The following is a 23577-nucleotide window of genomic DNA, read 5'->3' on the forward strand; positions in this document are numbered from 1 at the left end:
TTTGGGAAACGCTGGACTATTCAATATTTTAAAAAGGTGGCCGCTATTTCCCCCTGCGATGCACTTAATTCGTATGGATGTGTCACGGGCACGCTTCCTGCTGCTCATAATTTGATGCCGGCTCAACCGATACATTGGGCAAACCAATTTGTGCGGCGCAACCCGGGCGGACAACCCTGGGTGCGGCGGGTCCGGGCGGGTGTTGCGCTCCCCCGGCCAGCGCCAGCAGCACATCCCAATCAAAAGAAAATCCGAAGGGGGCCACCTCATGCCAATAGCCGTGTCACATCGCATCCGTCTCCGCCTTCTGACTGGCGGCGGCCTGCTCGCCCTGGCCGCCGGCCTTCCCGGTGCCGTGTTGGCCGCCAGTCCCGCATCTTCCCCGGCGCCGGACGCCGCCGCCGATGTCAGTGAAATCATCGTCACCGGCACGCGGGAGTCGGGAAAACGGGCGCAGGACAGCCTGACCTCTATCGAGGTGCTGGGGGGTGAGGCCTTGCAGGCCACCGGCCAGACCAACCTGCTGGACGCCCTGCGCGGCACCCTGCCGTCCTTCACCGCCGACCAGTTCGGCGGCGACGTGGGCAATCTCGTCCGCTCCGCCCGCCTGCGGGGCTTGAGCCCTGGCCAGACCCTGGTGCTGGTGAACGGCAAGCGGCGGCACAACTCCGCCAACATCTACGCCGACGGCGGACCCAATGGCGGTTCCAACCCCGCCGACCTGGATTTCATTCCGCTCGATGCCATCGACCATATCGAGGTGCTGCGGGATGGCGCCGCCGCCCAGTACGGGTCGGACGCCATCGCCGGCGTGATCAACATCATCCTGAAGAAGGATGACAGCGGCACCCACGTTTCCACCCTGGGCGGGATCACCGGCCGGGGCGATGGCGGCACGGCCCAGGGCTCGGTCTTTCACGGCTTCGACCTGGGTGACGGCGGCTTCGTCAACGTCACCGCCGACTACCGCCACCACGACTTCACCAACCGCACCGGGGACGACCCGCGCGCGCCGTCCGGCACGGTGGTGAAGGGCCGTATTTACGGCGACCCGCTCAGCGACCTGGTCAACCTGGGCTACAATGCCGAGGCGCCGCTGACCCCCAGCGTCACCTTCTACAGCTTCGGCACCGCCAGCCATCGGTCGGCGGAATCGTATGAGAACTGGCGCACCGGCACCAAGATCCCCACGCTATGGCCCAACGGCTTTTTCCCCGAGGAGACCATCGAGGAATACGATGTCGGCTTCACCCTGGGCGCCCGGGGCGACAACCTGGCCGGCTGGCGCTGGGACCTCAGCAGCACCTATGGCCACGACTGGCTGAACATCGGGGTCATCAATTCCGGCAACCCCAACTTGGCCAATGTCGGCAGCGGCTTCTACAACGCCGCCTACGCCCATCAGACCGACTTCACCGCCGGCAAGCTCGTTTCCACCCAGCAGACCACCAACCTGGATCTGGTGCGGGAATTCCCCCTGCCGTTTTTCGCCACGCCGCTGAACGTGGCCTGGGGCCTGGAACATCGCTATGACGCCTATGAGGTGGTGGCGGGCGAATACGCGTCCTACGCCGCCGGCGGTTCCGCGTCCTACGCCGGTTTCACGCCCACCGACGCCCACACCGCCGACCGCAACAGCGCCGCCGCCTACATCGACCTGTCGACCCAAGTGGTCAAGAACTGGCAGGTCGAGTTGGCGGGCCGGGTGGAGCACTATGATGATTTCGGCGAAAGCGAGAGCGGCCGCATCATCAGCCGCTATGACTTCACCCCCTGGCTGGCGTTGCGCGGGGCGGTGGGCAACGGCTTCCGCGCGCCCACCCTGGCGCAGCAGTATTTCTCCGCCCTGAACGTCAGCCCGACCTCGGCCTCGCTGCAATTGCCGGTCAATTCGCCGGGCGCCACGCTGCTGGGGGTACAGCCGCTGAAGCCCGAGACCTCGACGGAGTACAGCGCCGGCATCGTCCTGGAGCCGGCGAAAGGCCTGCACGCCACCCTGGATTTCTATCAGATCGAAATCCAGAACCGCATCATCAACTCCGGCGCGCTCAGCGGCGCGCTGGCGCAACAGGCCATCCTGGCCAATGGCGCCACCCTGCCGGCAGGAATTTCGGCCGCCAACACCTCCGTCACCTTTTATCTGAATGGGGTCGACACCCGCTCCCAGGGGGCCGACCTGAACCTGGACTACACCACCGACTTCGGCGCCCTGGGGTCGGTCAAGTGGACGTTGGCCGGCAACTACAACGTCACCAGCATCCTGAAGCAGCAGGCCGCACCCAAGGCCCTGACCGGTGTCACCATCCTGGACCAGACGGCCATCACGTCGCTCACCTCCTATGACCCGCGCAGCAAGATCACCCTGGGCGCCAATTGGCGCCTGGGCGCTTGGGACGTGACATTGCGGGAAACCCGCTGGGGCCACAGCTACTATGTCGCGCACGATTACAGCAGCGTGGGCGACTATGTGGCCCGCGCGGTCAGCCCGGCCTTCCTGACCGACCTGAACGTGGGCTACCGCGTGAGCGAGGGCTTCCGTGTCGATGTGGGGGCGCAGAACCTGTTCGACCGGTATCCGGCCAAGACCAATCCGGCCACGCGCTGGTTCGGCATCAACGTCGACACCTATCCGCAGAACACGCCCTATGGGTTCAACGGCGGCTATTACTACGTGAAGCTGGCGGCGGATTTCTGATCCCGCCTGGTAACGCCCACCACCCCATCCTGCCGAAGAATGGGGTGGTGGGTGAACTTTCCTTACAGGACAGGCGCCTCATCGCCGAAGGCCGCGACCTCGGCCACCAGGCCGGTCACCGCCAGGCGGACCAGTTCCCCGCCCTTTTCCGGCGTGGCGAGCGCAGGGTCGGAGCCCATGCGGCCATCGGGATGACGGGCGCGGAAGTCCAGCGCCTCGCGGATGGGGCCGGAGCCCGCGACTTGGGGCGCATAGTTGGCGCTCTTGATGGCGTCGGGATAGGCCCACTGGGTGACGGCGATTTCCGACGGCGTCGCGTGGCTGCCGTGCCCCACCGGAAACTGCCGCTGCGCCAGGGCGTTGACGCCCGGCAGGTCCCACCAGTTCCGCAGCTTGCAGGCGAAGCCGGCGGGGCGCCTGGCGAAGCTGGCCTCGGCATAGAGTTCGGAGAAGGCGGCCTCAATGGTGGCGATGTTGCCGCCATGGCCGTTCAGGAAGTAGATGCGCTGGAAGCCATGCACCGCCAGCGACCGCACCCAGTCGCCGATCGCCGCCATGAAGGTGGACGGGCGCAGGCTGATGGTCCCGGGGAAGCCCAGATGGTGCTGGGCCATGCCGATGTTGAAGGTGGGCCCGACCAGGATGTCGGCGCCGCCCTTGTGCGCCTCATGCGCGATGATCTCGGGGCACAGCCAGTCGGTCCCCAGCAGGCCGGTGGGGCCGTGCTGCTCGTTGGAGCCGATGGGAATGACGATGGTCTTTGAGCGTTCCAGGAATTGCCCGACTTCGGACCAGGTGGACAGGTGGAGCAGCATGGGATGGTTCCTCGACAGCCATATCGCTTGGGCGCACCATAAGGACGCGCGCCGCCGAAGGCATCCCAAAACCGAACGCCCCTCAACCGAGCGTGATGCGCATGACGCAGCCGGGCCGCCCCTCGGAAACGTCTAGCTGAAAGCCGTGCAACTGCACCACGGCGGCGACCAGGCTGAGGCCCAGGCCATTTCCGGGGGTGTGGCGGGCGTGGTCGCCACGGGTGAAGCGGCGGAACATGGCTTGGCGCTGCTCGGCGGAGATGCCGGGGCCGGTGTCGCGCACCATGATCTCCGGCGGTTGCCCGGCCCCCTGATGCAGGGTCAGGCTGACCGCGCCGCCGGGGGGCGTGAACTTGATGGCGTTGTCCAGCAGATTGCCCAACGCCTCGAACAACAGGTCGGCGTCGCCGGTGACGACGCTGGTGGGCTGGATATCGGCGGTGAAGGACAAGTCCCGGGCGGCCGCCAACGGCTCGTACAATTCGGACGCGGCGGAGGCCAGGGCCGCCGGCTCCACCGGGGCGAAGCCGGCGCGGCGGCGGCCATCTTCCACCTCCGCGATGCGCAGCAGGGCGCGGAAGGTGGCCAGGATCTGATCGGTATCGGCGATGGCGTCTTCCATCGCCGCGCGATGGGCCTCGACATCGCCACCCCGGCGCAGCGCGCCCTCCAGCCGGGTGCGCAACCGGGTAAGGGGGGTGCGCAGGTCGTGGGCGATGTTGTCGCCCGCGGCCTTCACGTCGGTGATCAGCCCCTCGATCTTGGCCAGCATGGCGTTGACGATGGCGGCCAGCTTGTCGAAATCGTCGCCCGACCCCCGCGTCGGCAGCCGTTGGGACAGATCCCCCGCCATGATGGTGGCGCTGGCGCGGTGGATGGCCTCGATCCGGCGCAGCGTGCCGAAACTCAACACCAGCCCGCCGGCCAGCGCCAGGCCCACGCTGCCGGCCAGACCCGCCGCCATGGCGCGCAGGATCAACTCGCGCACCTCATGGACCTCATGGGTGCGCAGCGCCAGGACCAGCACGCCGCCGTCGGCCAGGCGGCGGGCGATGCCCCGGGCCGGGCGGGGGTGTTCCAGGGCGGCCGGGGCGCCATGCGGCAGGCTGTGCACCCGTCCGTCCGCACCCTGCAGTTCCGGCGGCAGGGCGTCCAGATTGCCAGCCAGCATCCGGCCGTCGGGTGCCAGCAGCAGCGCTTTCCAGTAGCCCCGGCTGTCGCTGTCCACCAGGTTTTCGATGTGGGTGCGCTGTTCGAGCGGCGAGGTGTGTAGGAACTCCTCCGTCTCGCGCATCAGGGTGTCGTCCAGCCGGCGGGTCAGGAACACGCCCGTACGCCAGTAGACGATCCCCAGTACCAGCACGACGGCGGTGATCATCAGCACGCCGAACAACAGGGTCATGCGGAAGGCCGTGGTGCGCGGCAGATCCGCCAGGCGGAAGCGCTCAATCCGGGGCATGCAGGCGCCAGCCCCCACCGCGCACGGTGCGGATCATTGGATCCTCGGCATCCAGATCGACCTTGCGGCGCAGGCGGCCGATATGGACGTCGATGACGTTGGTGCCTGGGTCGAAGCTGTATTCCCAGACGGCCTGGTACAGCATCGACCGGGTCAGGGCCTGTTCGGCGTTGCGGACGAAATATTCCAGCAGGCGGAATTCCCGGGGCGTCAGGTCCAACACGCGGGTACCCCGCGTCGCCCGCCGCCCCACCAAGTCCATGGCCAGGGGCCCCACCTGCAACAGGGTGCCGTCGGGCTTGTCGCCCCGGCGGCGGGCCAGCGCCATGACACGCGCCACCAGTTCGGCCAGGGCGAAGGGCTTGGTCAGGTAATCGTCGCCGCCGGCGCGCAGGCCCCGCACCTTGTCGTCCACCCCGTCCAGGGCGCTGACGACCAGCACCGGCGTGGTGACACCACCCCGCCGCAAATCCGCCAGCAGGCTCAACCCGTCCAGGCCGGGCAGCAGGCGGTCCAGGGTGATGGCGTCATAGGTGCCATCGCGCGCCGCGGCCAGGCCGGTGGGACCATCGTGACACACGTCGACGCCGTAACCCTCCGCCTTCAGCGCGTCCACGATCTCCCGCGCGGTGCGCTGTTCATCTTCGATCACCAATATCCTGGGCATGGGGATACACCGCTGGGGGCTGCAGAGGGGGCACGATACCGGCCTTGGTGTCGCAGGGCACCTGGGGACGTGGCCCTTAACGCAAAAGTTAGCGTTCTCGCGCCCGGCATACGGTTATTGAGCAAGCGGCTCCCCCTGTTGGAAGAAGAACAATGCCCGCCCTTTCCCATCGTCTGGCCGCCGTCATCGCCCCCCTGCTGCTGGCCGCCCCCGCGCTCGCCGCCCAGCCGCCCTATCACGAGGTCGCCCGCATCCCCGCGCCGGATGGACCGTGGGACTACGCCAGCGTGGATACGGCCGCGCGGCGGCTGTACGTCGGGCGGGCCGATGGCGTACTGGCGCTGGATCTGGACAGCGGCCGCCTGACGCCCACTTTGGTGGCGGGCCAGCGGGTGCATGGCATCCTGCCGCTGGACGGTGGCTTGGCCATCAGCAGCAATGGCGACAGCAACACCGCCACCCTGTTCCAGGGCGCGGACGGCGCCGTGTTGGCCACCTTCGCCACCGGCGCCAAGCCTGATGCCGTGGTGCAAGCGGGTGCGCTGGTGGCGGTGATGGATGGCAAGCAGGGCGACATCACCCTGATCGATCCCGTCCGCCGCGTCGTCACCGGCCACGTCGATGTGGGTGGCGCGCTGGAATTCGCCGCGATGGATGGGCAGGGGCACCTCTACGTCAATGTTGAGGACAGGAACGAGCTGGTGGTGGTGGATGTGGCCGCCCATGCGGTGCTCGCCCGGCGACGTCTGCCCGACTGCGACGGCCCCACCGGCCTGGCCTTGGATCCCGCCACGGGCGTGCTGGTATCGGCATGCGCCAGTGGCCGGGCCGTGGTCATGGCGGCAAGCGACGGCCGCGTCCTGGCCAGCCTGCCCATCGCCCAGGGGGCCGACGCCGTCATCCTGGATGCCAGGAACCATCGTTTCCTCATCCCCTGCGGCAAGGAGGGCGTACTGACGGTGTTGAGCCCGGACGCCCAGGGCGCCTTGGCCGTGACGGCCACGGTGCCCACGGCCAAGGGGGCCCGCACCGGCGCCCTGGATCCGGTGACCGGTCGCGTTTATCTGCCGGTGGGTACACGGCTGGCAGGCAAGGCCGGGCAGCCGGCTGGTTTCGAACCCGGCAGCTTCCACCTGTTGGTGATGGAGCCCGCGCCGTAAGCCATGTCCGGGAATTACAATTTTGTGAGTAACGAATACTAACCGAGAAGTTATTTGATCATCGGGATGCTTCTGCCGTCTCTGTGAATCCACATTCTGACTTATCCTGGTGAAGAGACCGGATGCCCCCGTACCCTTGGCGATTGAAAGGCCTGGCCTGCCTGCTGGCCGGGGCCTGCCTGGCCGGTTGCGCCAGCTACACCCCGGCCCCTCTGGCGGATGCGCCGGATCTGGCCCGCGACCTGTCGGTCATCAGTGTGGATCCGGCCGCCATGCCGCTGCCGGCCCTGCGTAGCCATGCGGTCGATCCCGCCCGGCCGTTGGACATCGACGCCGTTGCCATGGTGGCCGTGGCCCGCAACCCGGACCTGAAGGCCGCCCGTGCCCAGCGGGGAGTCGCCACGGCGGAAGCGTTCAATGCTGGCCTGCTGCCCAATCCGCAGCTGTCGCTGGACTATGGATTCCTCACCTCCGGCCCTGGCGTCATGGATGCCTTCACGTTCGGCCTGATTCAGGACGTGATGCCCTTTCTCACCCGCTCCTCCCGCAGGCACGCGGCGGCGGCCACCCTGCGGGGGGCGGAACTGGACCTGCTGTGGCAGGAATGGCAGGTGGTGGCACAGGCGCGGTTGCTGGTGGTGCGGGCCCACGCCTTCGACCGCCAGCGGACGGTGCTGCTGGCCAATCGTGCGCTATTCGACGACCGCTATCGCCAGTCCAGCGCCGCCATGGCCCGGGGTGACCAGACCCTGCCAACGGTGGTCAGCGACCTGGCGGCGCTGAATGGCGTGGATACCCAGATCCATGATCTGGAGCGGCAGGCCCTCCGCAACCACCTGGATCTGAACGCGCTCCTGGGCTTGGCGCCGTCCGCCACCCTGGCGCTGGCGCCGCTGACGATGGATGATCTGGCATTGCCGGCCGCCGTCGCCATCCGGGCGGATTTGCCCAGGCTGGCCGGTCGGCGGCCGGACCTGCTGGCGCTGAAAGCCGGCTACCAGGCGCAGGAGGAGGCGGTTTGGCAGGCGGTGCTGGGCCAATTCCCGGCCTTGGGCATCGGCAGCAATCGCGCCCGCGACACCGCCAACGTCAAGACGCAGAGTCTGGCGTTGTCCATCAGCCTGCCGCTGTTCGATGGTAACCAGGGCGCCATCGCCGTGCAGCGCGCCACCCGGGAGCAGGTGCGGCTGACCTATCAGGCGCGGCTGGACGCGGCGGTGAGCGCCGTGGACCAGGGCCTGCTGGTGCTGGACCAGATGACGGAGCAAGCCCGTGCCACGATGGACGGCATCGCCACCCTGGAACAGGCGGCGGCCGCCGCCGACGCCGCCTTCCGTGCCGGCAGCCTGGACGAACGCACCTTCGCCGACCTGCAAGGCGCCCTGCTGGCCCGCCGGCTGGAGGCGCTGAAACTGGACCAGGCGGTGCAGGAACAGCGCGTGGACCTGATGACCCTGATCGGGGGAGACCTGCCGGACTCCCCGTTGACCCCGAAGGAGGACGCACGATGACCCCGTTCCCCGCTCGTGCCGTCCTGTTGGCCACGACCTTGCTTACCGGGGCATTGCCGGCAGGCAGCGTCCGATCGGCGGAAACGGTGCCCGTCGTTGCCGTCCAGACCGTGCCCTTGGCCCGCCAGTCCATCACGGTCACCGTCAGTGGTTACGGGACCCTCACGCCGGATAGCGACGCCCTGGCCACCCTCAGCTTCCAGCGTGCGGGTCAGGTCGCCCGTGTGCTGGTACGGCCGGGCCAGCCGGTGGCCAAGGGCACGCCCTTGGCGGATTTGATCACCGACCCGACCGCCGCCGCCGGTTACTCAAAGGCCCTTTCCGCCCTGACCTTCGCCAGCGGCGAACTGCAGCGGACCCGCGCCCTGCGGGACCAGCACCTGGCCACCAATTCCCAGGTGGCGGCGGCGGAGCAGGCCGAGCGTGACGCGCAGTCGGCGCTGCAGGCGGAACGGCGCATCGGCACTGATCGCGCGGGTGAGACGCTGGCCGCCCCTTTCGATGGCTATGTCGACAGCATCCCGGTCGTCCTGGGTGATCGCATCCAACCCGGGGCGCCGGTGGTCCGATTGGGTCGGGGGGCGGGTGTGCGCGTGGTGGCCGGGGTGGACCCGGCCGAGATCGCCGCCGTGAAGGTGGGCCAGCCCGTGGCGGTGACGCCTTTGCTGGGCGCCGCCACCGCCCTGGCCGGCACGGTCGCCGGCGTCGCCGGCATGCTGAACCCCGTCACCCGCTGGGTGGATGTGACGGTGCTCCTGCCGCCGGGCGGCGGCGGGCTACCGGGCACGCCGGCGCGCATCGCCATCACCACCGACCAGCACGACGGCTATGTCGTGCCCCGGCAGTCCGTGCTGACCGATGAGGCGGGCGCCTACCTGTTCCAGTTGGCGGGTGGCAGGGCCCGTCGCGTGGCCGTGGAAGCGGGAACGGACGGCGCGGCGGGCACGGAAGTCAGGGGCGAGACGCTCAATCCCCAACAGCCGGTGATCGCCGTGGGCAATTACGGCCTGGAGGATGGCGCCGCCGTCACGGTCGCGGCGACCAAGGAAGGGGTGGGCCGATGACTGGCTTCACCGCCTGGGTCGCCGCTCATCGACGGTCGCTGCTGTGTTTGCTGGCCCTGCCGGTGCTGGCCGGCCTGATCCTGGCGGCCAACCTGCCTGTCACCCTGTTCCCCACCGTGACATTCCCCCGGGTAAGGGTGTCATTGGATGCCGGTGACCGGCCGGCGCCGCAGATGCTGCTGCTGGCCACCCGGCCCCTGGAGCAGGCGGTGCACCGGGTGCCCGGCGTCACCGGCGTCCGCTCCACCACCAGTCGGGGCAGCGCCGAACTGTCCGTCACCTTCGCCTGGGGCACCGACATGACCACGGCGGAGTTGCAGGTGAACGCGGCGGTGGGCCAGGTGCTGCCCACCCTGCCGGCCGGGGCCAGCGCCACCGTGCGGCGCATGGAGCCGACGGTTTTTCCCATCATCGCCTATAGCCTGACATCGGACACCCTGTCGCCCACCCGCCTGCGCGACCTGGCGCAATATCAGCTGCGCCCGCTGCTGGCCGGCATCGAGGGCGTGGCCGAGGTCGGGGTTTCCGGCGGGACGGAGCAGGAGTTCCAGGTCATCGCCGATCCTGACCGCCTGCTGGCCCACGGTCTGGCCATCGACGACGTGGTCAAGGCGGTGGGCAACGCCAGCCTGGTGCAGGCGGTGGGCCGTGTCGAGGACCATTACAAGCTGTTCCTGGTGGTGTCGGACAACAGTTTGACCGGCCTGGACGCCCTGCGCCGCGTCGTGTTGTCCAGCGGGCCCGGTGGGGCCGTCACCGTGGGCGACGTGGCCAATGTGGTGGATGGCACCGTGCCGCAATGGACGCGGGTAACGGCGGGCGGCCGCGACGCCGTGCTATTGAATGTCTATCAGCAGCGCGACGGCAACAGTGTTCGCATCGCCCAGGCCGTGCGCGACCGCCTGGCGACGGCCAAGTTGCCCAAGGGCGTCACCATCAGCAGCTGGTACGACCAGAGCCAGCTGGTGCTGGCCTCCGCCGCCAGCGTGCGTGACGCCGTGCTGGTCGGTATCGTGCTGGCCGCCCTGGTGCTGTGGCTGTTCCTGCGCGACCTGCGCATCACCCTGATCGCCGCGGCGGTGGTGCCGGCGGCCTTGGCCGCCACGGTGGCTTTGCTCAGCGTCCTGCGGCTCAGCTTCAACATCATGACCCTCGGGGGCATGGCGGCGGCCGTTGGCCTGATCATCGACGACGCCATCGTCATGGTGGAACACATCGTCCGGCGCCTGCGCGAGGGGCGCCGGGACGGGGCGCCGGGCGTGCTGGGTGCTGCCCGCGAATTCACGCGGCCCCTGGCTGGGTCCAGCGCCGCCACCTTGGTCATCTTCGTGCCGCTGGCCTTTCTGGATGGGGTCACGGGCGCCTTTTTCCAGGCGCTGTCGCTAACCATGGCGTCTGGTCTGGCGTTTTCCTTCATCATCACCTGGCTGGCCGTGCCGCTGGCGGTGGAACGGCTGGTGGATATCCGCCGCCCCCATGACACCGGCAGGGTGTTGGCCTGGGTGGATGACCGCTACGCCCGCCTGTCGGCGCGCCTGCTGGCCCGGCCCTGGCTGGCGTTGGCGGCGCTGCTGCCTCTGCTGCTGCTGGGGGGCCTGGCCTATCGCGCCGTGGGCTCCGGCTTCATGCCGTCGGCGGACGAGGGCGGCTTCGTGCTGGACTACCGCAGCGCGCCGGGCACCGCCCTGTCGGAGACGGATCGGGAACTGGCGCAGGTGGATGCCATCCTGCGCGACACGCCGGATGTCGAGACCTGGTCGCGGCGTATCGGCGCCGGCCTGGGGGGTGATTTGAACGAGGCCAACAAGGGCGACTATTTCGTGCGCCTGAAATCCGGGAATCGCCGCCCCATCGATGAGGTCATCACCGACGTCCGCACCCGCATCACCCACCAGGTGCCGGGATTGGACGTGGAGATCGCCCAGTTGATGGAGGATTTGATTGGCGACCTGACGGCCGTGCCGCAGCCTATCGAAATCAAGATCTTCGGTGACGACCCCGCTGTCCTGCTGCCCACGGCACGGGCCGTGGCGGCGGCGCTGGCCCAGGTGGACGGTGTGGTCGACATCAAGGACGGCATCAATCCGGCGGGCGAGGCCCTGGACATCCGGGTGGATGGCGTCAAGGCGGCGGGGGAAGGGATGGACGTCGTCGGCATCACCGCGCAAGCGGCGGCCGTCCTGCAGGGCACGGTGGTGGCCCAGGTGCCCACGCCGACCAAGCGGATCGGCGTGCGGGTGTGGGTGCCCGTCGCCGCGCGCACCACCGATACCGACGTCGCCAACCTGCGCCCGCGGGCCCCGGATGGCCATTTGTTCCCCCTGAAACGCGTGGCCACCATCGTCCCGGTGAGCGGTGAACCGGAGATCGGACAGGAAAACCTTCAAGGCATGGTCGCCGTCACCGCCCGCATCGAGGGGCGGGACATGGGCTCCGTCGCCGCCGACGTGACGGCCCTGCTGGACGGCCGGCGCCTGGTGGCCGCACCCCTACGCTATGAACTGGGGGGACTGTTCCAGCAGCAGCGCGTCGCGTTCCAAGGCCTGCTGAAGGTGTTCGCCGCCGCTGTGGCCGCCGTTTTCGTGCTGTTGCTGTTCCTGTACGAGAGTTTCGTCACCGCCGCCGTCATCCTGGTCATGCCTTTGCTGGCGGCTGGGGCGGTCTTCATCGGCTTGTGGCTGACCGGCACGGAACTGAACATCACCGCCATGATGGGGATGACCATGGTTATCGGCATCGTGACCGAGGTGGCAATCTTCTACTTCTCGGAGTTCGAGGGGTTGCCGGCGGCCCTACCCCTGGCGGAACGGCTGTCGCAGGCTGGGCGCAACCGCTTCCGTCCCATCGCCATGACCACCTTGGCGGCGATGCTGACCCTGCTGCCGCTGGCCTTCGGTTTGGGAGAGGGGGCGGGGATGCAGCGGCCCCTGGCCATCGCCATCCTGTCCGGGCTGGCGGTGCAACTGCCCCTGGTGCTGTTGGTCATGCCCTGCCTGTATCGGCTGGCGGTGCGCCGCCAGGCCTGAGGCAGGGCCAAGTCCAGCCGCGGCGGGAGGTCTATGGCGAAAGCGTGCGGCGCGATGCGCTCCAGGGGGCGTTGAGGGGGATGGGGCGCGCCCCTGGCTTATGCTACCTTCGATGCCGTTACGCTGTCACGCAGCGACCGCCCCGCCCCCTCCGGCCTTGACCCACCTCAAGGCGCCAGCCGGCCGGGGCCGGTACGCTTTCTTCGTTCGTCTCACCCATGGCATTGGGCCCGAACGCCCATGCCCCGTGATCGCAACAAGGGAGGACGCCATGCCTGACGCCGTCAAAACACCGTTTCCAGCGGTCCCATTCACCCCAGCCTCGTTTCCGGGGGCTGACCCGCAAGCGATCTTTGGCACCGTCCTGGCCGACAATGCCGCCTGGCTGGATGATGTGCAGCATGTCTACGGCCGCATGGCCCACGGCGGCATGGCCTTCTTCCAAGAGGTCACCCGGTTCTGGGAACAGCGCCTGCATGAGGACCGGGAGGCCTGCGCGGCGTTCCTGACCTGCCGCACGCCCCAGGAATTGCAGGAATGCGGCCAGCGCTTCGCCCTGAAGGCCAGCCACGACTATGCCGAGGCGATCGGCCGGCTGCTGCAGGTCAGCATCGGCGCCCTGGAGGATGGTCCCAAGGCGGAGGCCAATGGGGTGCCCAAGGCCGTGCACCCGCACAAGCGGGCGGGCTGACCATCCTCTTGGGGGCCTCTTTCGGGTTCCTCCTGTCCTGTACGCGGGAGACCCGTGCGCCGGTGCGGCGTTTCAAGTTGGCGGCGGCGCGTCTATGGTCAGGTGGTTGTCAATCGGGCGCTCCGCGAGCGGACGGGGCGCCCCCACCGCCGGGACGGGCCCATGCAGCAGCACGACCTCTATTCCTATGAACCAGCGAAGGGCCATGGGCTGCCGCATGACCCGCTCAATTCCATGGTGGGGCCCCGCCCCATCGGCTGGATCTCCAGCAGGGGCCGGGACGGCAGCGTGAATCTGGCGCCCTATAGCTTCTTCAACCTGTTCAACTATCGCCCGCCCATCGTCGGCTTTTGCAGCACCAGCGCCAAGGACAGTCTGCGCAACGCCCAGGAGACGGGCGTGTTCGTCTGGAACCTGGCGACCCGCGACCTGGCGGAACAGATGAACGCCACCAGCGCCCCCCTGCCGTACGGGACCAACGAGTTCGAGGTGGCGGGCCTGACGCCCTTGCCGGGCACGCATGTCGACGTGCCGCGCGTCGCGGAAAGCCCCGTGCACTTCGAATGCCGGGTGACGGACATCCACCGTCTTCGCCGCCATGACGGGAACCCTGTCGATTCCTGGCTGGTGATGGGCGAGGCGGTGGTGATCCACATCAGCCGTCCTCTCTTGGTCGACGGCATCTTCGACACTTTCGGTGCCGGTATCATCTTGCGGGGCGGCGGCCCCTCCGCCTACGCCGCCATCACCCCCGATAGCCGCTTCGACTTGGACCGGCCGGGCGCCAAGCGCTGAGCCCCATGGGGCGGTCGCGATGAAGCGGCGCCCACACTGTTGACAGCCGCCAAAACGATCCTCAAGAACTATTCAATCACCCCGCCGGGCGCGGGTGTGGTACCGGACAGCCGGCGCCGTCCGACAAGTGGGCAGACGCATTCAAGCATTTGACCTCGCTTGTCATTGGCGCCAAAGCGGTGTCCTATGCCACCGTTCGTGTCTGGTTGAAACATTGGGTGGGCCGAAACATTGGGCCGACAGCGCGGCTAGCGCCGGCCTGGATGCGCCACCCGCCCGCGTCGTCTATCTGAGGCCTCATGTCGATCTCCTCCGCCATTCCGCCCGTTGATGCCGATCTCCCCCTGGTGGACGGTCTGCGCCTCGCCATGCGCCGCCTGGCGGCTTCGGTGTCCGTGGTCACGCTGCGGGATGACAAGGGGGCGGCCGGCGCCACGGTCAGCGCCCTCTGTTCCTTGAGCTTCGATCCGCCCTCCGTGCTCATCGCGCTGAACCAGTCGGGCAGCGTGCATGATCGGCTGCTGGCGGCGGACACCTACGCCATCAACATCCTTCACGCCGACCAGCAGGATGTCTCGCGGACCTTCGGCCAGCCGAACCGCACGGCCGATTGCTTCAAGCCCGGTGAGTGGGAAGATGTCATGGGCGCGCCCTGCCTGATCGGCGCCCAGTCCACCCTGGTGTGCCGCCGCGCCGCCGAACTGCCCCATGGCAGCCACCGCGTCATCGTGGGGGAGGTGTTGTGGACCCGCAGCCGGACGGAGGTCGATCCGCTGCTCTATGCCGACGGCGGCTACCGCCGACTGGCCGACATCTGAACGCTAAAAAAAGACCCCCGGGGAACGATGCCCCCGGGGGTTCGACTGCCGAAGCCTGTCAGTTGGAAGGGGCGGTCCAAGTGGGGTCGCCACCTGGACCGTCTGGGAAAACCTCAGAACTTGGCGCGGGCGCCGAAGATCACCTGAACACCCGGGTAGTAGATGCTGTAGGGCGAGTTGGAGTGACCGAACAAGGTCACCAGCGGCTCGTTGGTGATGTTCAGCGCGTCGACCGTCAGGCGGATGCTGTCGTTGAACATCGGTAGCTGATAGCCCAGCGACAGGTCGAACTGGCCGCGGGCCGCGGCGATCAGCGGCTCATTGATGTTATTCTGCGGCGCGTTCGCCGCCGTGGACTGGTCATTCCAGACGTAGTTCAGGCTGACCGATACGCCGTGGCCTTCGTAATAGCCCTGCAGGTTGTAGCTGTAGGGCGCGATGCCGGTGGCGAACAGCCCGCTCTCCGACGATTGTTCGATATGGGTCCCGTTGGCGGAGAAACCCAGGCCTTCCACGATGAAGTCCAACGGCTGGACCCAGGTCAGCTCCACCCCCTGCAGCAACAGCTTGCTGAGGTTCACCGGCTGGGTCAGCGTCACGGTGGCGACGTTGGGGCCGCCGCGCAGGTTGAGCGCCTGCTGCTGGCTGGTGTTGAGGTCGGTGAAGTTGATGCCCAGCGCGGTGAAGGGCACCGTTTTCTGCGTCGTGACGGTGAAGCCGTCGATGTCCTTGCGGAACAGGGCGGCGCCCACATAGCCCAGGCCGCCGGTGTACCACTCGCCGCCGATGTCGATGTTGTTGGAGGTGTAAGGCTTCAAGTTGGGGTTGCCGGCGCTGGCCACCTGCGCCGAGATGTCGGAGAAGGTGGTGCCGGGGAGCAACTGGCTGGCGTCGGCGCGGGTGACGCTGCGTGAGGCGGCGGCGCGCAGCTTGATGTCGTCCGTCAGACTGTAGACCACGTTGGCCGACGGCAGCACGTCGCTGTAGCCGGTGTTCAGCGTCTGGTCGATCAGGGCGCCGGAGGCGGTCTGCAGCGGACTGGTCACCGTCTGGTCGGTGTGGAAATAGCGCAGGCCCATGTTGATGGCCACGTCATGGCCCAGCAGCGTGTCCTTGGCGTTGCCTTCGGCATAGCCGCCGAAGGTTTTTTCCGAGATGTTGCCGACCGAACCCCCGGTGACGGCGCTGCGCGTTTGCGGTGCCGTATCCTTGTAGTAGTCGTAGTTCGTCGCCTTTTCCAAGGCGGCGAGGTTGGTCATGATCCACTTGGTGTAGCCGACATTGCCGTTGGCCAACTTGCCGAAGTCGCTGATGTTCATGGGCATCAGGTACTGGCCCACCTGGGAATTGGGCACCAGGCCGGACACGCCGTCGCAGGTGGCGCCGCAGACCGCCGTCTGGAAGGTGGTGCTGTTGTCGTACGCGCGGATGATGCGGCTGGCCATGTCATAGGCGCCGCCGACCTTCAGGTTGACGGTGTCGTCGCCATACTTGGCATCGATATGGGCGCCGCGGGTGGTGGTCTCGCGATAGACGTTCTGCACGTTCACGCGGTACCAGCGCCAACCCAGGTTGGGATCGTTCAGGTCCCGGTTGGGGGTGATGATGGGCTGGCCGTTGGCGCCGCCCGCCTGATAGGTGACGGTCAGGCCCGACTGTGCCGGGGTCTGGAAGTCGAACTGCGGTTGCTCACGGAAGAAGGTGCTGTGGCCGTAGTTGACCTGGGCGTCGACCGTGAAGTCCTTGGAGGGTTTCCACGTCAGCGTCGGGTTGATGTTGTAGAACTCGGTGTGCTGGTTGAAGATGTCGTTTTCCAGGAAGAAGCTGGAATTGGCGAAAGTGCCCTGGGTCACGACATTGTTGCTGTCCACGGTGAGGTTGAAGGGGACCATGCCGCCGGTGGAGGTGGGGCTGCTCCCCGGGCCGGAATTGCGGACGTACCAGTTCATGTTCAGGCGCTGGTAGTTGCGGTCCGACTGCGCCCACAGTCCGTCGATGGCGAAATGCCATTCGTCGCTGGGGCGGTATTCCAGGGACAGAAGGCTGGAGACGCGGGAGCGGTCACCGAAGGTGTAGCTGTTGCGCCCCAGGCGTGGGATCTGCGCGCTGCCCAGCTGCGCCAGGCTGAGGCCCGAGGTCTGGGCCAGATTCACGGGCTGGCCCGCCGTCAGGCCGGCGACATTCTTGGGGGCGGTGGCGGCATAGACGAAGCCGTTGCCCGTGCCGACATCGCCGCTGCCGGCCGGCAGGTTGCCGTCGGTATAGCCGATGGTCTCGAACCCATCGATGCGGGTGGTGGTCTTGACGCCCGACACGCCCACCAGCACGCCAAAGTCGCCCCAGGTGTGGCTGGCGACCAGGGCGCCACGGGGGCTCACCTCATTGTCGGCGTTGGTGTACTGGCCCTGGCCGATCAGGGTGACGTGCGTGCCCTCATTGTCGAAGGGGCGGGCGCTGTGCAGGTTCACCGTCCCGGCGATGCCGCCTTCCAGCATGTCGGCGGTGGGGCTCTTGGCCACGTCCAGGCGGGTGAACAGTTCTGAGGGGAAGAAGTCCAGATCGACTTCGCGGTTGGCGCTGCCGCCGTTGGTGCCGCCGTCCGACGCCACCGCGATCTGCGTGTTGTTGAGCAACACCTTGGAGAAGCTGGGACCCAGGCCGCGAATGGAGACTTGCACGCCTTCGCCGTTGATGTCGCGGGTCAGCTTCACGCCCGGAATGCGGTTCAAGGTTTCGGCCAGGTTGGTGGCCGGCAGCTTGCCGATGTCCTCGGCGAAGATGCTGTCGCCGAAGGAGACGGAATTGCGCTTCTGCTCCGTGGCGTCCAGCAGGCTGCGGCGGATGCCGGTGACGGTGATCTCCTCCAGGGTGTCATCGCCGGTGGCCGCCGCGGCCTGGGCGTGGGCCTGCGTCGACATCGTGCCCAGCAGTGCCGCGCCCGCCAGGGCGGTGGTGGTGAGCAGCGCCTTCCAGGTTCCCGAATGTGCCCGGTTTCTTGAATATGCCATGTCTTTCCTCCCTGGCCGCCCATGGATCTCCGCTGGATTTGGGCGGGCTTTTGTTAAGCCTGGTCTTGGGCGCTGGGGCGCCCCCTCGCGGGGTCAGCGGTAGCGGTAGAGCGTCACGCGCTGGATCTGGAACTGATCGGGCGCCAGACGGATGTGCCGCCCCTGGTGGGTCTGGTCGCCGTTCAGGGTGCGCCCGGGCACCCAGCGGCCTTGCGGGTCGAACGTGCCCTCGATGGCCTTGTCGATGCCGGCCAACGGCGGGCCGTCGGGGGTGGCGCCCGCAACGGTGACGATCAGGCCACGGCCGGCGATCAGATATTCCTCCGGCCCGGTTTGAATGATCAGTCCGCCATGGCTGGCGGTGTCCTGCTCCGCCTTGGGCGTCCAGCTGTCGATGAAGCCGACCGTGAAGCGATAGTCGCCCAGCGTGCGCGTGACAGGGGTGTCCAGCACCGTGCCGTCCTCCAGCACCCGGGGCTTGAAGCCCGCCATACGCCCCAGGCCCTGCGCCTTCAGGATGGCGGGGGTCAGTTGCCGCAGCAGGGAATAGGCCTCGGTCAGGGCCGCTTGGCTTTTGGCTTCCGCGTTCTCGATGGAGAAGGGGCTGAAGCCGAGGGCGTCCAAATCGCCAATGGCGTAAAAGGCGTTGGCTGGTACTTCGGGGGCGCTGACGTTGTTGGCTTCCGGGATGAACAGCGGATTGTCGGCGCGGTGGTAGCGCCCGGCCAAATCGCTGAAGCTGGGGAAGTAGATGTCGGGCGCGATCAGATCCAGGCTGGGTGCGCCCGTCTTCCACACGTCGATCAGATGGGGCAGGGGCCCCCCGCTGGGATAGTCGCCCGGCGCCTTGCCCGCCCGGTTTAGCGCCACGTTGACGTACATGGGCAGGGGGTAGGCCGCCTTGCCCGCACGGGTGATGGCGTCGGCATATTGGGCGTAGTGCCAGGCGGTGAACACTTCCTGCCCGGAATCGGCATCGCCGAACATTTCAGCCCAGCTGCCGCTGGTCCTGGCCCCATGGGCCTGCCACAGGGCGCGTAGCTCCGGTTCTTTGGCCTTGTCCTCACGCAGGAGGCGCACCAGCGCGTCGGGTACCGCCTCCGCCCATGCGGCGTTGGCGGCCTCCCCCCATTCCCGGGCCACCGGCAGCATGCCGATCTCATTCTCCACCTGCACCATCAGCACGGTGTTATGGCCCGCGTCTGCGGTCTTCAAATGGCCCATCAGGGCCGCGAACGCCTTGGCGTCGGCATCGCGCACGGCGGGGGAGAAGGCGGAGAGGATCTCCACGCTGGCGCCATTGGCCGAGCGCACGCGGGGGAACCGCGCCTGGTCCCGCTTCACCCAGCCCGGGACGTAGGTGGACATGCTGTTCTTCCAGGCGCCGAACCACAGCAGCACCAGGTGCATGTCCTGGGCGCGGGCGTCGGCCAACAGGCCGTCGACGCTGGAGAAGTCGAAACGGCCCTCCGTGTCCTCGATCAGTTCCCAGGATACCGGCGCCAGCACGGTGTTCAGGTTCATGGCCTTCAGCTTGGGCCAATATTTGGACATGTAGGCGCGGCTGGAGGCGCTGGAGTTGCCAAGCTCCCCACCCAGGATCAGCAACGGCTTGCCGTCCACGGCCAGGCGGGCGGCGGTGCCCTGATGGTCCAGGGTGGGCGGGGCGGCCAGCGCCGCCCAGGGTGGGGAAGCGCCGGCCGTCACCGCGACCAGACCGGCGGCCACACCGGACCGCCAGGAATTCTTATGCCGGCCCGGGGCCGATAGCAGGCGTGCCATTCCGCTTCTCCCTCAAGCTGGCGCCTTTGGTGCGCCTTTCAAATGGTAGCGTTACCATTCTTCGGTATGGGCAATATTGTCAAGATAAATGTTAAACAAAAATGATTTTTATCGCCTTAATATTTTAAAGAACGCGCAAATACATCGCCGCTCCATGAATGAAGTGGCCGATTTATTGACGTTTTATCTATGGAGAATTCCCAGGGTACTAAGATCGGTCACCTCCATCGGCGGTGCCGGGAAGGGCTGGTCGCAACCGGGGACTCAGGGTGTGCAAGGCCAGCATCGCCAAGGGATAGGCGGTGGCGGCCGTCAGGAAGATGGCGGTGTAGCTGCCGGTTGTTTGCAGGATCCAGCCGGTGAACTTGGACATCAGCATGCCACCGACCGCTCCCGCCGTGCCGCCGATGCCGACCACGGTGGCGACGCTTGATGGCGGGAACAGGTCCGAGGGCAGGGTCATCAGATTGGCGGAAAATCCCTGGTGGCCGGCGGTCGCCAGGCCGATGACCACCACCGCCAGCACCAGCCCGCTGATCCACGGGGCGAAGAGCACCGGCACGACGCAGGCCGCCGCCGCCAGCATGGCCAGTTTGCGCGCCCGGTTGGTGTCCATGCCGCCGCGCATCAGGCGGGAGGACAGCCAGCCGCCGGCGACGCTGCCGATGTCGGACATGAGATAGATGGCGACCAGCGGGGGGCCGAAGCCGGCCAGGTCCAGGCCGAACCGGCGACCCAGGAAATCCGGCAGCCAGAACAGGAATACCCACCAGATGGGATCGGTCAGGAACTTGGCCAGCACATAGGCCCAAGTCTGCCGCTGGCGCAGCACCCAGCGCAGGCCGGGGCCGGATGTGGGTGTGCAGCAGGTAGCCGGGGCATCGCCGCGGATGTGGGTCAGTTCGGCGGCGGTCAGTCGGCTGTCTTCCTCCGGCCGACGATAGAAGGTCAGCCAGGCCGCCAGCCAGACGAAACTGATGACACCGGTTACCATGAACGCCATGCGCCAGTCGGCGACCGCGACGATGAAGGGCACGATCAGCGGCGTGATGACGGCGCCGACGTTGGAGCCGGCATTGAAGATGCCCACGGCCAGCGCGCGCTCGCGCCGGGGGAACCATTCGGCCACGCTTTTCAGGCCGGCGGGGAAGTTGCCCGCCTCACCGGCGCCCAGGGCCACACGGGCCAGGATGAACTGCACCAGGCCGCCCGCCAGGCCGTGCGCCATATGCGCCAGGTTCCATACCAGGAAGGTCAGGGCATAGCCCCAGCGGGCGCCCATCCGGTCGATCACCCGGCCGAACACCAGATAGGCGACGGCGTAGGCCGCCTGGAAACAGAAGATGATGTCGGCGTAGTCAGTCTCCGACCAGCGGAATTCCTGCGACAGCAGGGGCTTCAGCAGGCCCAGCATCTGCCGGTCGACATAGTTGATGACGGTGGCGGCGAACAGCAGGGCAACGACGATCCAACGTCGCCGGCCCAGTCTGGCCGGCGGCGGGGTCGGTGCGATGGTGGCTTCCGCTGGCCACGCCATGAACGTCTCACTCCCGTTTGTCGCCCCCCCGTGCCAGCAAAGGCCAAGTGGCGTTGTTTTCTCGGGCGCTTAAGGCTGCGCCCTGGCCGAATGCGGGATCACCAGCTCCACAGGGTGCCGTCGGTCAGACGGGCCACCGGCAGGTAGGCGGGCTGGTAGGGGTACTTGGCCGCCTCCGCCTCATCGATGTCGACGCCATGGCCTGGCGCCTCGCCCGGATGCATGTAACCCTGGTCGAAGGTGTAGGCGTGGGGGAAGACGCTGTCGGTCACGTCCTCATGCACCATGCGCTCCTGGATGCCGAAGTTGGGCACCCACAGGTCGAAGTGCAGGGCCGCCCCCATGCAGATGGGCGACAGGTCGGTGGCACCATGGCTGCCGGTGCGGATCTGGTACAGTTCCGCCAGGTTGGCGATGCGGCGCAAATGGCTGATGCCGCCGGCATGCACCACCGTGGTGCGGATGTAGTCGATCAACTGATTCTGGATCAGGTCCTTGGCATCCCAGATGGTGTTGAAGACTTCGCCCACCGCCAGCGGCGTGGTGGTGTGTTGGCGGATCAGGCGGAAGGCGTCCTGGTTTTCCGCCGGCGTCGGGTCTTCCATCCAGAACAGGCGGTAGGGTTCCAGGCTCTTGCCCAGCCGCGCCGCCTCGATGGGGGTCAGGCGGTGGTGGACGTCGTGCAGCAAGTGCAGGTCCCAGCCGAAGCGCTCGCGGGCGGCGGCGAACAGGGTGGGGGCGAAGTCCAGATAGGCCTCGGTCGACCACGCCGATTCCGCCGGCAGGCCGCGGGTGGCCGGCTCGTAATTGATGCCCTTGGCCACGCCGTAGACGCCCTTCAGGCCCGGCACGCCGGCCTGGATGCGGATGGCCTTGTAGCCCTGGTCAACATAATGCTGCACCTGATCCAGGGCGTCGTCCACCGTCTGGCCGTTGGCGTGGGCGTAGACCATGACGCCATTGCGGCTTTTGCCGCCCAGCAGCTGATAGAGCGGCAGGCCGGCCACCTTGGCCTTGATATCCCATAAGGCCGTGTCCACCGCGGCGATGGCCGACATGGTGACGGGGCCCCGGCGCCAGTAGGCGCCCTTGTACAGGTACTGCCAGATGTCCTCGATGTCGTGCGGGTCACGGCCGATCAGGCAGGGGATGACGTGGTCGGTGAGGTATGAGGCGACCGCCAGCTCCCGCCCGTTCAGGGTGGCGTCACCAACGCCATAGACGCCTTCATCCGTGCGGATTTTCAGGGTGACGAAATTCCGCGCCGGGCAGGTGACGATGACGTAGGCGTCCGTGATCTTCATACTTTCAACTCCGAAGGCGGGGTCCGGGCGGCAAGGCGCAGGCGGTGGGATGATTGGTGGTCGGAGCGCCCTGCGGGCGGCAGTCTCTCCCTGGGCGGAATGGTTCCCGCCGCTTGTCTGTTACCATTCATGTATACTACCATACCAGTTCGGTCAACGGCCTCGTTGGAGGCCGCCCCACGGGTCCGTCCGAAGCGACAGACCATCCCCCTCATTTGCTGTAGATCAGCAGTGCGGCCTTGTTTGTCGTCTAGTATGGTAGTATGTACGACGCCAAGATAGTCGCGTTTGGGAAATGCCGTTTCCTTAGGGCCACGTGCCTCTGGAAGATGTGCTTCGAATGCCGCAGGGTGGGCGGGGGCAGGGCGGCCAAGCCGGTGTGCAGGCCGATGCCGGTTCCATCCGGGTCCGGATGAAGTATCAATCCGGCGCCAATTTGACCGAGGGGTGCGTCTGGTGCTGGCGGAAAATGACCGTGTCGTTCTGAACCGTATCCAGGCGGACAGCGCGGAACCCGTGGCCCGCCGCGTGTTCCGGGAATTGCGCGGCGCCATCGTCGCCATGAAGTTCCGGCCCGGCCAGGCCATCTCCGAACAGGATATCGCCGACCAGCTGGGGGTCAGCCGCCAGCCGGTGCGCGAGGCTTTCATCAAGCTGAGCGAGGCGGGGCTTCTGTCCATCAGGCCCCAGCGCGGTTCCTTCATCGTCAAGATTTCCGTGCGGCAGGTGTTCGACGCCCGTTTCGTGCGCGAGGCGGTGGAACTGGCCGTCGTCCGCCGCGCGGTGGCGGAGATGAAGGGCCGGGACATCGACCTGCTGCGCGACAATCTGCGCGCCCAGTCCAACGCCGCCGAGGACCGCGACCACGGCCGCTTTCTGGAACTGGATGAACGCTTCCATCGCGACATCGCGCTGCATGTCGGCTGCGAATACGCCTGGCGGGTGGTGGAGGAGACCAAGGCCCAGATGGACCGCGTCCGCTATCTCAGCCTGCCGGACGCGACCCCGCTGACGCTGCTGATCGGGCAGCATCAGGCCATTGTCGATGCCATCGCCGGCCGCGACGCGGATAAGGCGGAGGCGGCGATGCGCCTGCATCTCCAGGAAATCCTGACCTCACTGCCTCAACTGGCCACCCGCTTCCCCGACCTGTTCGCGGACGATCTGGCCTTATGAACCACTGAACGGTTTGAGCATGGCCGGCCTTGGCTGGTCGTCCAGTTTCTGTTTATGGTAACGGTACCA

At 67.3% G+C, this 23577-nt stretch carries 16 protein-coding genes; 9 read left to right on the plus strand and 7 right to left on the minus strand.

All coding sequences use genetic code 11. The features are described from left to right. The first annotated feature begins 268 nt into the window (after positions 1 to 268). On the plus strand, positions 269 to 2695 hold the full coding sequence (locus FHS74_RS06575) for a TonB-dependent receptor plug domain-containing protein (RefSeq protein WP_184798702.1): 2427 nt from the start codon (positions 269 to 271) through the stop codon (positions 2693 to 2695). A gap of 62 nt (positions 2696 to 2757) precedes the next feature. On the opposite strand, the gene FHS74_RS06580 is transcribed toward FHS74_RS06575, so the two are convergent. From FHS74_RS06580 to FHS74_RS06590, 3 genes are all read right to left on the minus strand, one after another. Next, positions 2758 to 3510, minus strand: a complete 753-nt coding sequence (locus FHS74_RS06580) for a creatininase family protein (RefSeq protein ID WP_184798704.1) — start codon at positions 3508 to 3510, stop codon at positions 2758 to 2760. An 82-nt stretch (positions 3511 to 3592) separates the two neighbouring features. Further along, complete coding sequence (locus FHS74_RS06585; protein ID WP_184798706.1) at positions 3593 to 4969, minus strand: ATP-binding protein; 1377 nt, start codon at positions 4967 to 4969, stop codon at positions 3593 to 3595. Next, positions 4956 to 5636 carry a response regulator transcription factor gene (locus tag FHS74_RS06590; protein ID WP_184798708.1) on the minus strand — a complete coding sequence of 227 codons (681 nt, stop codon included), beginning with the start codon at positions 5634 to 5636 and terminating at the stop codon, positions 4956 to 4958. The genes FHS74_RS06585 and FHS74_RS06590 overlap by 14 nt, the downstream gene beginning before the upstream one ends. A gap of 152 nt (positions 5637 to 5788) precedes the next feature. Here FHS74_RS06590 and FHS74_RS06595 point away from each other — a divergent pair, with 152 nt between their 5' ends. From FHS74_RS06595 to FHS74_RS06625, 7 genes are all read left to right on the plus strand, one after another. Next, positions 5789 to 6796 carry a YncE family protein gene (locus tag FHS74_RS06595; protein WP_184798710.1) on the plus strand — a complete coding sequence of 336 codons (1008 nt, stop codon included), beginning with the start codon at positions 5789 to 5791 and terminating at the stop codon, positions 6794 to 6796. A gap of 122 nt (positions 6797 to 6918) precedes the next feature. Further along, complete coding sequence (locus FHS74_RS06600; RefSeq protein ID WP_184798712.1) at positions 6919 to 8307, plus strand: TolC family protein; 1389 nt, start codon at positions 6919 to 6921, stop codon at positions 8305 to 8307. Next, positions 8304 to 9371 carry an efflux RND transporter periplasmic adaptor subunit gene (locus FHS74_RS06605; RefSeq protein ID WP_184798714.1) on the plus strand — a complete coding sequence of 356 codons (1068 nt, stop codon included), beginning with the start codon at positions 8304 to 8306 and terminating at the stop codon, positions 9369 to 9371. Before FHS74_RS06600 ends, FHS74_RS06605 begins: the two co-directional genes overlap by 4 nt. After that, entirely contained in the window at positions 9368 to 12397 is a 3030-nt protein-coding gene (locus tag FHS74_RS06610) for an efflux RND transporter permease subunit (RefSeq protein WP_184798716.1), read from the plus strand. The genes FHS74_RS06605 and FHS74_RS06610 overlap by 4 nt, the downstream gene beginning before the upstream one ends. Positions 12398 to 12668: 271 nt before the next feature. Continuing rightward, complete coding sequence (locus FHS74_RS06615; protein ID WP_184798718.1) at positions 12669 to 13088, plus strand: hypothetical protein; 420 nt, start codon at positions 12669 to 12671, stop codon at positions 13086 to 13088. 162 nt (positions 13089 to 13250) lie between these two features. Further along, on the plus strand, positions 13251 to 13883 hold the full coding sequence (locus FHS74_RS06620) for a flavin reductase family protein (protein WP_184798720.1): 633 nt from the start codon (positions 13251 to 13253) through the stop codon (positions 13881 to 13883). A 299-nt stretch (positions 13884 to 14182) separates the two neighbouring features. Beyond that, positions 14183 to 14701, plus strand: coding sequence for a flavin reductase family protein (locus tag FHS74_RS06625; RefSeq protein WP_184798722.1), 519 nt, complete (start codon positions 14183 to 14185; stop codon positions 14699 to 14701). A 113-nt stretch (positions 14702 to 14814) separates the two neighbouring features. On the opposite strand, the gene FHS74_RS06630 is transcribed toward FHS74_RS06625, so the two are convergent. The 4 genes from FHS74_RS06630 to manD form a co-directional block, all read right to left on the minus strand. Next, positions 14815 to 17709, minus strand: coding sequence for a TonB-dependent receptor (locus tag FHS74_RS06630; protein ID WP_184798724.1), 2895 nt, complete (start codon positions 17707 to 17709; stop codon positions 14815 to 14817). Between the two features lie 93 nt (positions 17710 to 17802). Further along, positions 17803 to 19491 (minus strand): GH35 family beta-galactosidase, encoded by a 1689-nt coding sequence (locus FHS74_RS06635; RefSeq protein ID WP_184798726.1) that lies wholly within the window; start codon positions 19489 to 19491, stop codon positions 17803 to 17805. Between the two features lie 208 nt (positions 19492 to 19699). Further along, positions 19700 to 21028, minus strand: coding sequence for an MFS transporter (locus FHS74_RS06640; RefSeq protein WP_184798728.1), 1329 nt, complete (start codon positions 21026 to 21028; stop codon positions 19700 to 19702). 98 nt (positions 21029 to 21126) lie between these two features. Beyond that, positions 21127 to 22332, minus strand: a complete 1206-nt coding sequence (manD, locus tag FHS74_RS06645) for a D-mannonate dehydratase ManD (RefSeq protein ID WP_184798730.1) — start codon at positions 22330 to 22332, stop codon at positions 21127 to 21129. Between the two features lie 456 nt (positions 22333 to 22788). Here manD and FHS74_RS06650 point away from each other — a divergent pair, with 456 nt between their 5' ends. Next, positions 22789 to 23508 carry a GntR family transcriptional regulator gene (locus FHS74_RS06650; protein WP_343066867.1) on the plus strand — a complete coding sequence of 240 codons (720 nt, stop codon included), beginning with the start codon at positions 22789 to 22791 and terminating at the stop codon, positions 23506 to 23508. Positions 23509 to 23577: the final 69 nt, after the last annotated feature.

The sequence above is a fragment of the Nitrospirillum iridis genome (assembly GCF_014205765.1).
Classification (GTDB): Bacteria; Pseudomonadota; Alphaproteobacteria; order Azospirillales; family Azospirillaceae; genus Nitrospirillum; species Nitrospirillum iridis.

Bases quoted from the DNA above. Each gene is read 5' to 3' on its own strand.
- FHS74_RS06575 (WP_184798702.1), top strand. From the start codon at position 269: ATGCCAATAGCCGTGTCACATCGCATCCGTCTCCGCCTTCTGACTGGC.
- FHS74_RS06580 (WP_184798704.1), bottom strand. From the start codon at position 3,510: ATGCTGCTCCACCTGTCCACCTGGTCCGAAGTCGGGCAATTCCTGGAA.
- FHS74_RS06585 (WP_184798706.1), bottom strand. From the start codon at position 4,969: ATGCCCCGGATTGAGCGCTTCCGCCTGGCGGATCTGCCGCGCACCACG.
- FHS74_RS06590 (WP_184798708.1), bottom strand. From the start codon at position 5,636: ATGCCCAGGATATTGGTGATCGAAGATGAACAGCGCACCGCGCGGGAG.
- FHS74_RS06595 (WP_184798710.1), top strand. From the start codon at position 5,789: ATGCCCGCCCTTTCCCATCGTCTGGCCGCCGTCATCGCCCCCCTGCTG.
- FHS74_RS06600 (WP_184798712.1), top strand. From the start codon at position 6,919: ATGCCCCCGTACCCTTGGCGATTGAAAGGCCTGGCCTGCCTGCTGGCC.
- FHS74_RS06605 (WP_184798714.1), top strand. From the start codon at position 8,304: ATGACCCCGTTCCCCGCTCGTGCCGTCCTGTTGGCCACGACCTTGCTT.
- FHS74_RS06610 (WP_184798716.1), top strand. From the start codon at position 9,368: ATGACTGGCTTCACCGCCTGGGTCGCCGCTCATCGACGGTCGCTGCTG.
- FHS74_RS06615 (WP_184798718.1), top strand. From the start codon at position 12,669: ATGCCTGACGCCGTCAAAACACCGTTTCCAGCGGTCCCATTCACCCCA.
- FHS74_RS06620 (WP_184798720.1), top strand. From the start codon at position 13,251: ATGCAGCAGCACGACCTCTATTCCTATGAACCAGCGAAGGGCCATGGG.
- FHS74_RS06625 (WP_184798722.1), top strand. From the start codon at position 14,183: ATGTCGATCTCCTCCGCCATTCCGCCCGTTGATGCCGATCTCCCCCTG.
- FHS74_RS06630 (WP_184798724.1), bottom strand. From the start codon at position 17,709: ATGGCATATTCAAGAAACCGGGCACATTCGGGAACCTGGAAGGCGCTG.
- FHS74_RS06635 (WP_184798726.1), bottom strand. From the start codon at position 19,491: ATGGCACGCCTGCTATCGGCCCCGGGCCGGCATAAGAATTCCTGGCGG.
- FHS74_RS06640 (WP_184798728.1), bottom strand. From the start codon at position 21,028: ATGGCGTGGCCAGCGGAAGCCACCATCGCACCGACCCCGCCGCCGGCC.
- manD (WP_184798730.1), bottom strand. From the start codon at position 22,332: ATGAAGATCACGGACGCCTACGTCATCGTCACCTGCCCGGCGCGGAAT.